Annotated in this window: 13 protein-coding genes; 3 read left to right on the top strand and 10 right to left on the bottom strand. The window is 52.8% G+C overall.

Annotated features, from left to right (window positions below; all coding sequences use genetic code 11):
- Positions 1 to 112 precede the first annotated feature (112 nt).
- The 7 genes from HP564_RS17845 to HP564_RS17815 form a co-directional block, all read right to left on the bottom strand.
- Positions 113 to 2,380, bottom strand: a complete 2,268-nt coding sequence (locus tag HP564_RS17845) for a xanthine dehydrogenase family protein molybdopterin-binding subunit (RefSeq protein WP_371245171.1) — start codon at positions 2,378 to 2,380, stop codon at positions 113 to 115.
- A 23-nt stretch (positions 2,381 to 2,403) separates the two neighbouring features.
- Positions 2,404 to 3,396: a xanthine dehydrogenase family protein subunit M gene (locus HP564_RS17840; RefSeq protein ID WP_371245170.1), complete on the bottom strand. Its 993-nt coding sequence runs from the start codon at positions 3,394 to 3,396 to the stop codon at positions 2,404 to 2,406.
- Positions 3,393 to 3,881, bottom strand: a complete 489-nt coding sequence (locus tag HP564_RS17835; protein ID WP_371245169.1) for a (2Fe-2S)-binding protein — start codon at positions 3,879 to 3,881, stop codon at positions 3,393 to 3,395. Before HP564_RS17835 ends, HP564_RS17840 begins: the two co-directional genes overlap by 4 nt.
- A gap of 413 nt (positions 3,882 to 4,294) precedes the next feature.
- Complete coding sequence (locus HP564_RS17830) at positions 4,295 to 4,570, bottom strand: putative quinol monooxygenase (RefSeq protein ID WP_371245168.1); 276 nt, start codon at positions 4,568 to 4,570, stop codon at positions 4,295 to 4,297.
- 70 nt (positions 4,571 to 4,640) lie between these two features.
- Complete coding sequence (locus tag HP564_RS17825) at positions 4,641 to 5,807, bottom strand: zinc-dependent alcohol dehydrogenase (protein WP_371245167.1); 1,167 nt, start codon at positions 5,805 to 5,807, stop codon at positions 4,641 to 4,643.
- Positions 5,808 to 6,341, bottom strand: a complete 534-nt coding sequence (locus HP564_RS17820; RefSeq protein WP_371245166.1) for an SRPBCC family protein — start codon at positions 6,339 to 6,341, stop codon at positions 5,808 to 5,810.
- 132 nt (positions 6,342 to 6,473) lie between these two features.
- The gene (locus tag HP564_RS17815) at positions 6,474 to 6,770 is read right to left on the bottom strand and encodes a hypothetical protein (protein ID WP_371245165.1); all 297 of its coding nucleotides are present in this window, start codon (positions 6,768 to 6,770) and stop codon (positions 6,474 to 6,476) included.
- Between the two features lie 1,295 nt (positions 6,771 to 8,065).
- Here HP564_RS17815 and yddG point away from each other — a divergent pair.
- Entirely contained in the window at positions 8,066 to 8,977 is a 912-nt protein-coding gene (gene yddG / locus HP564_RS17810) for an aromatic amino acid DMT transporter YddG (protein ID WP_371245164.1), read from the top strand.
- Positions 8,978 to 9,358: 381 nt separating this feature from the next.
- Here the strand turns inward: yddG and HP564_RS17805 are convergent, their stop codons facing one another.
- Positions 9,359 to 10,237, bottom strand: coding sequence for a glycosyltransferase family A protein (locus HP564_RS17805; protein ID WP_371245163.1), 879 nt, complete (start codon positions 10,235 to 10,237; stop codon positions 9,359 to 9,361).
- Between the two features lie 1,382 nt (positions 10,238 to 11,619).
- On the bottom strand, positions 11,620 to 11,877 hold the full coding sequence (locus HP564_RS17800) for a TraR/DksA C4-type zinc finger protein (RefSeq protein ID WP_371245162.1): 258 nt from the start codon (positions 11,875 to 11,877) through the stop codon (positions 11,620 to 11,622).
- 565 nt (positions 11,878 to 12,442) lie between these two features.
- Here HP564_RS17800 and HP564_RS17795 point away from each other — a divergent pair.
- Both HP564_RS17795 and HP564_RS17790 read left to right on the top strand, forming a co-directional pair.
- Positions 12,443 to 12,883, top strand: coding sequence for a PACE efflux transporter (locus tag HP564_RS17795; protein ID WP_371245161.1), 441 nt, complete (start codon positions 12,443 to 12,445; stop codon positions 12,881 to 12,883).
- A 438-nt stretch (positions 12,884 to 13,321) separates the two neighbouring features.
- Positions 13,322 to 13,525 carry an Hha/YmoA family nucleoid-associated regulatory protein gene (locus tag HP564_RS17790; RefSeq protein ID WP_371245160.1) on the top strand — a complete coding sequence of 68 codons (204 nt, stop codon included), beginning with the start codon at positions 13,322 to 13,324 and terminating at the stop codon, positions 13,523 to 13,525.
- A gap of 56 nt (positions 13,526 to 13,581) precedes the next feature.
- Here the strand turns inward: HP564_RS17790 and HP564_RS17785 are convergent.
- Positions 13,582 to 14,761 (bottom strand): autotransporter outer membrane beta-barrel domain-containing protein (locus tag HP564_RS17785; RefSeq protein WP_371245159.1); only part of this gene is annotated, 1,180 nt, incomplete at its 5' end.

Below are 14,761 nucleotides of genomic sequence, written 5' to 3'. Positions count from 1 at the left end.
GCATCTTATTATGAATGGCACTAAAATTAACATTGCATTCACAAAAATTTAAAACTGCTGCTTGTGAGTGAGAAGAACAGAGCGGCGATGCTCAGAACATCGCCGCCAGGTTTTAGTCAATCAGTTTATCGAGGGAAAGCGGTAAATCGCGAATGCGTTTACCGGTCGCATGATAGACCGCGTTACTGATCGCAGCCGCCATCCCGACGATACCCAGCTCACCCACCGCTTTGCCGCCCATCAGCGTTGCATGGTGATCCGGCTCGCCAACGTCAATCGTAACGATCTCAGGTACATCGGCATTGACCGCAATCAGATAGTCCGCCAGGTTGTTATTCACCACGCGCGCGTTGCGCGGATCGATGGCCCCCCCCTCCAGCAGCGCCTGACCCAGCCCCATCACCATGCCGCCAATCCACTGGCTGCGTGCCAGCTGAGGATTATACAGACGGCCGCTGTCAAAAGCGGAGACCAGTCGTTTTACCCGCACGGTGCCAAAATCCTCATCGACGCGCACCTCCACGAACTGGGCGCCCCAGCTGTGTGCAGAGAATTTTTCTGGCTTCGTCATTTTTGACATCGAGTGCACAGCCTCATCACGCTCTTCTTCGCTCTCTTCCTGAGAGAAGGTGCCAGAGAGCACAGAAAGCGTTAGCGAGTCATTCAGCTGCACCAGTTTATCGTAACGGATAGCCCGCTCTGGCTGCTGCTTCACGCAGACCGCGCCATCACGCAGCACCAGCTGCTCGCGTTCAACCTGAAACAGCGGCGAGTCGGGCGACTGCGTCGCCAGGGTGAAAAGCTTGTCACGCATCGCTTCTGCTGTTTTATGCACCGCCGCGGTCAGGTTTCCCGCCAGCTGTGACCCACCTGCCACGCCTGCACGCGGCAGATCCGTATCACCCAGCTCAACGCGGATCTGCCTGGAGGGAATTTGCAGCACTTCAGCAGCGGTCTGCGCCAGAATGGTATAGGTGCCGGTGCCGATGTCCGCTCCTGCGCTCTGCACCACCAGACTGCCGTCACGGTGGAATATCAGTTTTGCTTCGGCCGGGGATCGGCTGACCGGATAGGTAGCGGTTGCCATGCCCCAGCCAATCAGTTCGCGCCCCTCCCGCATAGAGCGCGGTGCCATGCTGCGCTTTTCCCAGCCAAATGCCTCAGCCGCCGCCGCGTACGCCTCTTTCAGGCGACGCGTGCTCCACGGCGCATTAAGCTGATAGTCGCGATCGGCCCAGTTGCGCAAGCGAAACTCCAGCGGGTCAATATCCAGCGCATAGGCCATTTCATCCATCGCCACTTCCAGACCGAAGGTGCTGGGATTCTCACCCGGCGCGCGCATCCAGCCCGGGGTAACGGTGTTAATCGCCGCAACGTAGTGGCGCGAATAGACATTAGGTATGGCGTAGAGGCGGCCCGTGACCTTGTTGGTGCCTTCAGCGAAGGTATCAATGAGCGAGGTATCGCTCAGGCCGTCGTGGACGATAGCCAGAATCTTACCGTCGCGTGACGCACCCATCTCCAGATTCTGGATGGTGGCTGGACGACCGCCCAGGCCCGTAAACGTCTGCGGACGCGTCAGGGCAACTTTGATCGGCCGACCCAGTGCGCGTGAAGCGACGCAGGCGAGGGCGACATGCGTATAGGGGACGGGTTTAGAGCCAAAGCCGCCGCCCACATAGGGAGAGATGATCCGCACCTGCTTCTGCTCAATGCCCAGCCACTCAGCAATTTCCGTCTGCGCGCCCATTACCCACTGACTCGGCTCCCAGACCGTCATCCTGCCATCCTGCCACGAGGCGATGCAGGCGTGCGGCTCCATCGGCATATTGTATTCGCGCGGGGTCACATACTGGCTTTTAATCTTCACCTCAGCCTGCGCCATCGCCTGGTGAGCATCACCGAGATCGATGTTGGTCGCGCTGCTCTCTTTGCGTTCAGCGCGCGGATCGTCAAGGAAGACCAGCGCGGGTTCGGTCTCATATTCTACGCTGACCAGGCTGGCGGCCCAGGTCGCCTGTTCAAAGGTTTCCGCCACCACCAGGCCAATGTTCTGACCGTTGTGGATGATCTTGTCATCCTGTATGGGCGTATAGGTCGATTGCGCTGCGCCGCCGTCTGCGATAGCGGTAGGCTTGTTGATTTTCAAGCTGTTGAGATGGGTGTAGACCGCCAGTACGCCCGGCGCCTGGCAGGCATCGTCCGTCTCCATGCGGGTAATGCGCCCACTGGCAACGGTGGACTGGATCACCACGCCATACACCACGTTTTCTGGCTGATACTCAGCTGCATAGGTTGCTTCGCCGGTGACTTTTACCGTGCCGTCACCGCGCTCGCGCCTTTCGCCCAGTGCCTGATAGTTTTTTTCTGCCGTATCCATTGCTTGTCCTCTGTTACAGGGGGTTACGCCATTCCGCCCGCTTTCATCAGCGCACGGGCGATGGCACGCGGTGCCAGCAGTTTCTTATGCTGGTTTTGCGGTAGCAGCTCCGCGTCCTGGACCACCAGCTCCGCCGCGCGACGCAGCGTCTGCTCCTCGAAAGGCTGGCCGCGCAGCGCGCCCTCGACCTGACGCGCGCGCCAGGGTTTCGTCGCGACGCCACCGACCGCAATGCGCAGATCGCGAATGCGATCGCCCTCCAGCTCAATGCCAACCGCGGCGCTGGCGGCGGCAAATTCATAGGAGCTGCGGTCACGCACTTTCAGATAATGCGAGTGGCGAAGTGCAGGGGTTAACGGCAACTCCACGGCAACGATCATCTCGTCTGCCGCCAGGTCGTGCTCCTGGTGTGGCGTCTGGCCCGGCAGCAGAAAAAACTCATCAATCGGGATTCGACGTTCGCGCTGGGCCGCGTTGCGCACGATCACCACCGCATCAAATGCGGTGAGGGCCACGGCCAGATCGCCCGGATAGACAGCAATACAGCTCTCGCTGGTGCCCAGAATGGCATGGTTGCCATTAATACCCTCGCGTGCAGCACAGCCCGAACCTGGCTGACGTTTGTTGCAGGCAGAAAAGGTGTGCGGATCGCGAAAATAGACGCAGCGGGTACGCTGCAACAGATTGCCGCCGATGGAGGCCATGTTACGCAACTGCGGTGACGCTGCCTGCCACAGACTGTCATAAATTGCAGGCGCGGCATGACGGCAGTCAGCGTGATTCTCTACATCGCTCATGCGCGCCAGCGCGCCGATGCGCAGCGTGTCGACGCCAACGTCAATCTCACGCATCTCTGTCAGCTGGTTGATATCAATCAGGGCGTCAGGCTGTTCGACATCACATTTCATCAGGTCAATCTGCGTGGTGCCGCCCGCCAGGAAACGGCTGCGGTCGTTCTGCTTCTGATGCAGAGCCTCTTCCGCGCTGCTGACGGCAACATAATTGAACGGATTCATGTTGCCTCCCTGCTCAGATCGGCGGCAGCCTGCTGGATCGCCTCAACAATATTGGGATAGGCACCGCAGCGACAGAGGTTGCCGCTCATATACTCGCGGATCTCATCGGCCGAACCGGCATGCCCTTCACTGATACAGGCCGCAGCAGACATAATCTGTCCTGGCGTACAGTAGCCGCACTGAAAGGCATCGTGCTCGAGGAAGCGCGCCTGCACCGGATGCAGCGTGCCGTCCGGCTGCGCCAGACCTTCAATCGTGGTGACGGACTGGCCATTCGCCTGTGCAGCCAGCGTCAGGCAGCTCAGCACCCGTTTTCCGTTGATGTGTACGGTACAGGCACCACACTGGCCCTGATCGCACCCTTTTTTGGTGCCGGTCAGCGTCAGGTGTTCACGCAGGGCATCAAGCAAAGTCATGCGGGGATCAACCAGCAGCGTGTGCGGCTGACCATTGATCTCCAGTTGCAAACGTAGATTATCTGACATAGCTCTTTTCCAGTGTTTAACAGGTTTAAAAAGGGAGTTATGCACGTTATGTAGAATGAATTGTGAGGTGCAGTGGGTTAAGTCTAGACGGCGAGACGAAAGCGGGATCGCCAGATTCTGCAAAACTGTTGCCTTATTCGCGTGGTATGGCCTTGTGAAGGGGGCGAATGGCGAGTAAGCAGTACGGTCTCACGGGAGCAGAAAGCGCGAGTGACACCGGCCGCAGAGACATTGCGCAGCGAACGGAAGCTCGCTGCCCGGCCTGTATTCAGGCGTCTGATCGCATACGGGCCTCAGGATGAACACGCCGATATCAGGGGTGGCGCTGAGCGCTTCAGGCGCCCCCTTGCCTGAGACGGCTGTCATAAAAAAAGGAACCGGCCATGCGGCGGGTCCCTTTTACACAAGATGGCTCAAACCACCTCAGTAATAACATACTCTCTGGCAATGGTGCGAGTCTCCTGCCCCCAGACCGAGGCTTTAGTCCTTGCCTGATGTGCGTCAAAACTCTCCTGACTCTCAAACAGCTCCTCAACCGTCCAGACAAGCGGATCGTCAGTTTCTTTTACCTCGAAAAGGAGGCAGCCTGCCTCTTGCTTCGTCAGTCTGGTATGTGCCGGAAGATAGCGGCGTATACGTGCTGTCTCGTCACTGTTGGTGCAAACTAACCGGCCAGTCAGCTTAATCATGCTATTCCTTTTTATCATCCTGGTTTCTGTCCTTTTTACACCCGACGGCCCCACGGCGAAAGAGGCCGCGTCATGGCGCAAAAATCGCGCGCACGCAGCCATCCTCTTTATGCTTAAACATGTCATAGCCGCGCGGCGCATCCTCCAGCGAGAAGCGGTGGGTCGCCATAAAGGCCGGGTTCAGTTCATTTTTAGCGACGTGCTCCAGCAGCCGGTGCATATAGCGCTGCCCGTGCTGCTGCGCGGTGCGAATCGTCAGGCTTTTGTTGATCATCAGTCCCAGCGGAAACTTATCCATCACGCCGTACACGCCGAGGATAGCAATATTGCCGCCTTTGCGGCAGGCGTAGAGTGCCTGACGCAACGCAGCACCCACATCGGTTTCCAGATGCAGCAGCTGTTTGGTTTTATCGTAAACCTGGCTGAGCCCTTCTCCGCGCGCTTCCATGCCCACGGCATCAATACAGCTGTCGGGGCCGCGTCCGCCGGTCAGCTCCAGCAGTGCCTCGTTGATATCAACCTGGGTGTAATCCAGGGTGATACTGCCTGCATAGTCGCGCGCCATCGCCAGCCGTTCCGGGTAGCGGTCGATACCGATAACCTGATGCGCTCCCATCAGCCAGGCGCTTTGCTGCGCCATTAACCCTACGCCGCCGCAGCCCCAGACCACGACGGTATCGCCAGGATGGATATTGCAGAAATCTGCGCCCATGTAACCGGTAGGAGCCGCATCTGAAAGAAACAGCGCCTGCTCATCCGTCACGCCTTCGGGAACCACAAAGCAGTCGTTATCGGCGAAGGGCACGCGAACATACTCCGCGTGCGAGCCTGCGTAGCCGCCAAAGGCATGGCTATAGGCGTAAATACCCCCAGTCGCGTGTCCCAGTACCGTTTCGCCTTTTTCCCACTGCGGGTTAGTGTTATCGCAGCAGGAAGGCAGCTGATGCTGGCAGTACCAGCAGGAGCCGCAGGAGATAAACGAGGGCACCACAACCCTGTCTCCGCGTCGGATATGCTTCACCGCGCTGCCCACCTCAACCACCTCGCCCATAAACTCATGGCCCAGAATATCGCCCTCACGCATGCTGGGGATCAGACCATCAATAACATGCAGATCGGAGCCGCAGGTGGTGGTGAGGATCACGCGGATAATGGCATCGTGGGGATTGAGCAGGCCCGGATCGGCCACGGTTTCGACGCTGAGATCGTTAACACCGTTCCAGCAAAGTGCGCGCATCTATTTCTCCTTATCCTGACGTTCGGCGTGACGGCCAGCGGGCTGGCCATCCAGTGTGGGGATCTCGCCGGTTTCGGCCAGACTTTTGAAGCGATGCAGCGCTTTACTGACCATCTCTTTCGGTAGCAGATCGAAGAAGGTGGTGACCTTTTTGCCCAGCGCGCCGCCCGGCGGCGTAAACCTCAGCGTCAACGTCAGTTCGGTTCCCCACTCGCCGGGAGCAGGACGCAGCAGCAACTCGCCCTGATTAGGAATGTCTGCGCCATCCAGTGACTGCCAGGCGATAATTTCACCCGGCTGCGCCTCGACGATACGACTTTCCCACCGGTAATGTTTGCCAAGCGGACCCTCTGTCTGCCACAGCGCATCGCTTTTATTAACCGGCGTGACAGTTGCAAAATGGCTCATGATGCGCGGTAAGGTGTCGGGCTCGAGCCAGAGCGCAAACAGCTCCGTGGCGGGAAGCCCAACGCTTATCCAGCGGCGAAGCGTCAGCACCTCGCCTGCGGCTTCAGATTGTGATGTATTAGCCAAACGGCCCCCCTCAGGCTTGAAACAGGATAGATAATTTGAGTTAAGTTCATGAGAGGGATATTGCGAGCGGACCCGTAGCCTTAATTCCTGAAGAGAGGGTTAAGAAAAGCCGGGAAAGGTTCCCGGCATAGTTCAGGGCTGGCTGCTCTGCCAGTGCTGTTCACAGCGCTCCCGGGCTTCGCCCGGCAGGTCACGCAGCTCAGGTAAGCTGTCACCGGAGCCATAATCCATGGCAACGGCCACTTCTTTTTGCTCATCCCTTGCCGCAAAAGACAGCTTTTCGTCAAGCTTTTGCCAGTCGCCGTCTTGCTGGCGATAAATCAGCGCATAGGTTGGCGTTTTTTCATCGTCACCATAGATTTCATACTTCTGTACTGGCGCATTGTCGGGGCCAAATTGCAGCGTTTCGATCAGTATTGAATCAGCCATTTTTCCTCCTCTCGCGTGAAAGAATAAGGGTAGTGCAATACAGGACAAACGCAGGGGACATGAAAAAATCAGCAGCCCTGTCATGACGATATGCCCGCTCCTTTTCTGCTAAATCCCTGTTTTCCCTGAATGACAGCGTATTGCTTAACGGATGCTTTTCAGGAGGCCGACTAAGCTGTTCAGCAGCAGGCATGACAGAAGCAGCCGCCCGGGGCAAAAATATCTCGTTAATGTTGATCGTTATCCTGAAAAGGAAAACAGCCATGCTCTGTCTGTCGCCTTGTGGCTCTCTCTGGCTTCAATGACGAGAAGTAAGGACAACGTCGGCTTGCTGACCTGGCGCACGCTATAAAGTTTTTGCCGGGACGACATCACCGGGCATGGTGACGATTTATACGGAATATAAGTAAACCGCTGACAGCTTCTGCTACGCGATGCGCCTTGTGCCTGCTCTGCGCCCGACATAAGCCCTTTGCTGTTTCATCTGGCAACGGCAAAAGCAGACGCAGCGATCTGATAGCCTTGCTTACGTCCGTTGGTCAATCTGTCGCTAAAACAATATCCGATAAGGACGCCTTTACAGGAAAACAGCCTCTGGTTGATTTTTCCTTTTACCGGCCGTTGCGCCTGAGATTTTTTTCTTTTTTATCAAATGATTATATGGGAATGTTTGATTGTCTGGCATGGTGATTTTCAGGCTGAAAATGGCGTTAGCCGTCAGTACCTGGACGCGCTTTCCGCATGCAAAACGGCTATAAGACGAGGTCAGGCGTAGGCCTTAACTGGCAGGTCAGGCGAGAAACCGCTGAAACATTTATGGCGTGATAATGTGTTGCTCGCTGAAAAGTTACCTTGTCACCCTTCGCTGATGCCTGTTGCAGCCCTAACGCCGCTTCTGTTGCTGACAACGCTCCTGCGGTAAAGACGGGCTGATGGCAGATGCAGGCGAAAACAGATTACGCGCTGCTAACCGCGGTCAGGTATAACCTGATTGTGCTCATTCAGCGCTTATCACAGACGGGTGCCGCGTCAGTTTATCGCTCTACGCTGCGGATAAGGGTCACCCTGCTCTGTTGCTTCAAAAGCTGTGCTTTATGTTGCCACAGAGAGCAGCACAGGCGACATCATTGCCTTCTTGCGCTGCGCAAGATGATCGGCTGATTCAGGAGGCGGAAAAATGTTCACTTTCAAATCATCAGGATACAATGCAGGAGCAAACAGAACCCTGAGATTTGCAGTATGCTGGCGGTTCACCCCGAAGACAGGCAGACAGCACGAAACCAGAGGTAGCAGGTATGTCTCAAAAAAAGGCGACGCTCATTGGCCTGATCGCTATTCTGCTATGGAGCGCGATTGTAGGGCTGATAAAGAGCGTCAGCGAAGGATTTGGACCGGTGGGTGGTGCCGCACTGATTTATAGCTTAAGCGCCATCCTGTTACTTTTTACCGTAGGTATTCCCAGCCTGCGGTCGTTTCCCCGCCGCTACCTGATCATCGGCAGCGTGCTTTTTGTCTGTTATGAGCTTTGCCTGTCACTGTCGCTTGGGTTTACCCATAATGGCCGCCAGGCAATTCAAGTCGGCATGGTGAATTATCTCTGGCCCAGCATGACGATTGTGCTGACGGTCATGGTTAACCGACAACGAACCAGTCCACTGATTATTCCCGGCGTTCTGCTTGCAGTTGTCGGAATAGGTCGGGTACTGGGTGGCGATAGCGGATTTTCGCTCAGCGAGATCGGCAGTAATCTGATGGATAACCCGTTGAGTTACGGGCTGGCGTTTAGCGGTGCGGTTATCTGGGCCCTGTACTGTGTAGTGACAAAAAAAATCGCCAACGGCAGCAATGGCATTACGCTTTTTTTCATCTTAACGGCGTTGACGTTATGGCTGAAGTTTCTGGCTTCACCTCAGCCAGCCTTCTCACTATCGCCACAGGTGCTGGTCAGTCTGGCGCTGGCCGCGATGGCAATGAGCTTTGGCTATGCAGCCTGGAATACGGGTATTCTGCACGGCAACGTAAACCTGCTGGCAGCGGCATCTTATTTTATCCCGATTATCTCATCGGTGCTGGCAGCCGTTATCCTGAGTTCCAGCCTGACGTTCGCTTTCTGGCAGGGAACGGCCATGGTCTGCCTGGGATCGCTGCTATGCTGGTGGTCGACCCGATCATCAGAACGACAAAAAACACTCCGCAAAGCGGGATAACATCCCTCAGGGAAGGCTCTCTGCCTTCCTTGTTCATCCAGTCAGAAACCGCAGAAGAGAACGGTTTGAGCAAATTCAGAGGCTTGTTGTCGGTGAGCCGGTCACTACAGCAGCCGGGTCTGATGCGTAACAGACTTGCAGAAGGCATCTGCGAATGTTAGCGCCGGTTCCGGCTTCACTCATGGCGTTCAGGTACGGCAGCAGGCCAGTTTGCTTCGGTGTCCCGGCAAGCATTCGCAAATAAACCGCGCTCACGCAGATCAAGGTGTGCACGCAGTTGATGCAGGCAGGTCTCACAGAGTTCCGCATCGGTTTCAAACAGCCGGGAAAGAATGCTCCTGCGCTTTCCACATCCCAGGCAACGCAGTAACAGCAGGCCTGTCACTTCGCCGCCCGGGCGTTCAGCCAGCGCCACCACCACAGCAAACGCCAGTAGCGGCGTACGGTGGGTATTGAAGCAGGACGACGTATCCCCTGTGCCAGCGTAACCCATTCAAAGTTCAGGAACAGGCGACTGTGTCCAGCTTCCTTACCGAACAGGCTGCATTCGTTTTTTTTACGCAAATCAACAGGCGTATTTGCCGACAGATCGCGCGTCAGACTGTGATAACTCTGTTCACGATCCAGCGATCGCTCATAGCAATATACCGTTTTGGGCAGATAGCCCTGACGCGATCCCTGATACTTTTGGTATTTAACAAAACGATAGTCCTCAGCCCCGTAGTGACCGCTGAACTCTTCGTCATAACCATAAAAACGCAGGAAACGAGCGCGACTCATAAAAAACAGATTAGCGTGACCTTTATAAATCGAGCCATCAGGCTTTTTGCGCCACAGCTTATAAAAGTTGCGCCCCGGATTGGGGTGGTTCACCAGATATTTCAGCGTATCGGCAGGAAAGGCATGATCCAGATCAGACATAACAATTTTATCAGACTTAGCAAACGTGACGCCGAGATTACGAGCCCCTCCCTGATTCCACGGGATATCAGTAGTGATCCTTAACCAGCGAAAATTCAAATTCAGTTCAGGCAGGTCATATTTCAGTGGAGAACAGTCATCAACGATAATAAACTCGGTTCTGTCCAGTATCTTGTCGGGATAGGTCTCATACTGCCTGAGTAACGACGTGACGGATTCAATCGTCATCTGATTACAATAAAAATGCGTTATGAGGGTGAGGTCAATATGGGATTTATCCTTGGCATGTCTTTGGCCGTATAAGGCGCGGCAAAAATTTAATGTTCTTCCAGAGGTCATGTTTAATTCATTGAGTTAATTCCGCCATAGCCCCAATGCTAATACACCACAGACAAAAAGATAAGTATAATATGCTCACCGCGATTAATTTAAAAATTTATTATAATACAAGACACATAGAATCATCCTGCACTCTCATTTGAGAATAAACATTTCACTGTTTATCTCAATAGTAAGAGATATGCTATTTAATATGCTACCGTCATTAAAAATTGTGCCAGCGTGTTATCATTAGTGCGAAAATGCAGATGATTCAGGACACCCCAGTGAAAAAAAACTGCTTTTATTACGCTTACGCTCTTCAAAAGATAACATTAATCATACCGTTCTTATATCTGTTCTTATAACAGACAGATTGACTGGCCCTCAAGCATCTAAATGGCAGGATCATCTGTCCAGAGCTTGTTAACATTTCAGGCCTGTCCGGCTTCTACAAAAACGCTCAAGGTATGTCTGCATCATCAGGAAGAATCAGCACAGTTATGCTTGGCTGGGGCCTTGCAGGCCTCGCCCTTCTTGTTTTTATTATCGGTAAAAATCATGCCCGAGTGATGATTGACACCGCTGAGTGCCTTTTCATTAAAACGCCACGATATCACCATGACTGGTTAAAACATCTCCCTCAACTCATCTTTCGCACGATATTCGAGACGTGCAATCCTTACGATAAATAAACGCGCTCACAGGCAGAAAATCAATGAAAAATGAACCGCACAAATGAATGTAGCTTACTCAGAAATAACCAGACGAGGCATCCAGCAAACACATACACAACCAGAAAAATAATCACATCTGTCAGCTTACAAGAGAGTCGCATTATTACTCTTTCCAGCGTCAAAAAACCTCATAAAATGACAGATCTCCCTGGCTCGGTATTTACCATATGATAATTTTAATAGGTAACATTATCGAATAAACAGCTTAAATAGCGTGTCAACATGTGACAGCCTGTACTCATCCGCTGTTATGGTGCTAACCACGCAGAGTGTTCATCAATTTAACGTATAAATGCCGCACCAGAATATGCAAACAACGCAGAACACAGCACGCCTGCGTTCAATCATCTTACCGTGCGCTTAACGATACTCAGTGCCGAGGTGGCCTGCTTCTCGAGGGCTGAGTCAGAATCAGAAACTTTGTGTCCCTGAATGCAGGTATTATATTGCCTGAATCGAGCTGCAGGACACCGGGTGCAATGCTGACAGCTAACGGTCAGCGACGTCGACAGGATCAGCACTGACCAGCGTTTTGGGACGGGATTCGCCAGAGAAATATTCTTGCGGTTTGTGACAATGCTTTAAATTCTCGGGATGCGCAGCCGGTGCATATCGCCTGATACGTAATCAGGGTAACAGGAATATCAGGCAGAAACAGACAATACACTACAGATCTTTGTCCTGCTCCGGCCCGCCCCTGCGAGCAGCGATCTGTCCGGTACGCTGGCGCAGTTCCAGAATTTCCTGGCAGGTAATGCAGGTTGTTACGGAAGGCAGCAACTCACGGCGCGCTGCGGGTATTGCTTCACCGCAGTTTTCGCAGGTGCTTCGACCTGGACCAGTCAGCCTGTTGCGAATAATCGCGACTTCAGCGTCTTCAGTCCGCTCAATGGCTGCGGATGCTTCGTCAATAATGTCTGCCATATTGTCAGCCTCAAACATTCTGCAGGCAAATAACGCCAGCATTTATTTTACGCCCGAACAGATTCCGGGAAGAAATAAACGGCGCCAGACGATCGTTCACTGCCTTATCCGCGCACTTTTCCGCTTCGTCAGGCCTCCAGCGAACAGAATTAAACGTCATCGCGTAAGCGTGAATACGAAAAGCGTAACGCTACCCCAAAATCCCATACTTAGCAGCAGCATGATCCCCCACACATCGCGCCGGGAATAACCTGAATGCGAACTTTTCATGTTATGGCTCCAGAAGAAATCGAGCAGACAGCCGGGAATGAGAGCGTCGTTCCTTATCAGGAAGAGACATTCTTTCCAGCAATGAGTAAGCCGGTTGACATCAGTGTAAAGTTAAAATAGTGAAACCAAATAAAATATAAACAAACCTCTCTGTTCAAAAAGAGAAATTGACCCACATCAATACATCATTAAAAAATGAGTAATAACTCTGAGAGAACCTGCATTATGATTTGCGGTTTATTAAGCCGTAATTTTTTATGAGGCTCTTCCTGATGGGTGCTGAGAGAAACAAGCCGTGAGTCTACCACTATCTCTGGCGCGTAGCGCCACCGAACGCGTATTACACGCGATCTGTTTTGAAATAATGGCCAACCTTCTGGTCTTTTCAATATTGGTTTTATTTACCTCGGCAGCACCGGCACAATCAGGCGTGTTAACGGTTGTTTCCTCCCTGACGGCAATGCTCTGGAACTATCTCTTTAACCTGATTTTTGATCGCCTTCAGATACATATGGGCTTCAAAAAAGGATTGCTGATAAGAAGTCTTCACGCGGTGACTTTTGAAGCAGGATTGCTGATGGTGCTCATTCCCTTTGCTGCCTGGTGGCTTGATATTTCGCTACTTGCGGCGCTCAGACTGGAATGCGGGCTGGTACTGTTTTTCCTGATTTATACGCTGCTGTTCAATTTGCTGTGGGACACAGTCAGAGATTACAGGCTTAGTCGTAAAAGATGATATCTCAACATTCGCCTCTTCCGCCCGGCGAAAAAGCTCAACCAAAAATAAACGGCTCCGCTGCCGAAATTTAATTTTGGAAACTGCCGTTAGCTACTTTCTTCATATTTGTTAGCCTGCCGTTATAATCAGTTTCTTGCCTTCGTTACGGATAACAGAAATAATCCTTACATTACAACATTTTAAGGATTGCAGATGCTATTCTCCCTGGACAGCTATCCCGCTTTTATGACCTTTTTGCGGGTATTTTGCTCTCATGCAATCAGGTTGACCTCTTTTGCGCCTGCCATTATAAATGCAGCCACAGCAAAACATGTTGATCGATAAAATTTCAGCATGGTGAGCAAGCCAGAGAATTAACTGGTAATAAAAAAGGATTCCAGGCGATGCTGTTAAGCAGCATGGCTCAGGAAATGTTTAGTTCGGAAATAGCAACAAATGACTAAAACAGATTATTTAGAAAAATTCAGGAACTGCCCCTCTACGGATATTCTTGACATTTTTACCAGCTATATGCGTAAAAAAATTCCGCTGACCGATCTTTGCTCTTTTGAAGGCGCTTACGACCACCGTAAAGCAGAGCTGATTATGAATAAGCTTTATAATGAGATCCCGGCTGAGATCTGGCGACAGGTATTCTGAACATGACGTAAAAAAGCGCATCACTTTTGCAGACGTGATGCGCTTACACATTTAAATCAGAAATGGTAAGAGAAGCCGACTATACCGCTGTAGTCGGTTTTAAAATCGCCGCCAAAAGTGCGTTCAACTTTTGCGTTTACCGACAGATCGCGATTGATTGCTCCCTCCACACCGACTTTTGCCCGGTAGCGGTTATCAGACCAGGCATCGTACTGTCGCCCTGACTGACGATCGGCAAGCATCGTTTTTGCGCCGTTTTTTCCGGGTGAATACTGATACTCAAGGCTGGTACTGAGATTGACGTTTTTCAGTTCGGTTCCAAGCCCGCGCTTCTCAACCTTTATGCCCGCGATGCCATATACGGGGTTCGCTGAGCTGATAGCGATTTCGGCATCTTTGCCTTTCATACTGTATCCGGACAGCACGCCTGCACTCGCCCCGATATAGGGTGAAATCACCAGGGCATTGTCAGCAAAGCCAACCTGATACCCCGTCTTTATCCCCCCCACCAGCACATGGCTGTCGCGTTTCTGGTCATTTATTCCCAGCACCGGATCAAACGTAAACGCCTGGTTAAGGAACAGATATCGGCTGGCTGCATCTACAAACCATCCATTTTCCGACTGCCAGGAATAATAAGCACCAACCGTTGCCATACGATGTTCTTCCTGACCCGCACCTTTAACCCGACCTTGCGAATAGCTGGCGCTGACGCCCAGAAGATGCCGGTCATACAGCGCATCCCAGCCTGTAATCAGCGTTTGCTGATCGGCACTAAAGCCGAAGAAACTGCCTTTACGCTGTTCAATCGTTGCCCAGGCACCGCTGCGTTCCGGTGAGCCCCGCATGACATCACTTCGGTTATGCAACTGGCTAACCATTTCACTCAACAGGTACTGACGCGAGGCCATCAGCGCGCGGGTGTTGCGAATCAGAGGCTGATTGTCCTGAATGGTAAACCAGTCATCCGCATTAAACGCTGGCACTTTCTCGGTTACTTTTTCTTCTGATTCGGCTTCTTCTTTATTCTCCTGTTTATCTGTAGCAGCCGCATCCTGGGCAGATTTTTCAGTGTCCGTATCCGGATTGACATCGCCTGCAACCGGCGTGTCTGACGTTGCCGGTGTGTCTGACGCTGCCGGTGTGTCTGACGCTGTCGGTGTGTCTGACGCTGTCGGTGTGTCTGACGCTGCCGGTGTGTCTGACGCTGCCGGTGTGTCTGACGCTGCCGGTGTG

The organism is Pantoea sp. KPR_PJ, from assembly GCF_041386365.1.
In the GTDB taxonomy this organism is placed as follows: domain Bacteria; phylum Pseudomonadota; class Gammaproteobacteria; order Enterobacterales; family Enterobacteriaceae; genus Pantoea.
This window is presented reverse-complemented; position numbering and strand designations above follow the sequence as displayed.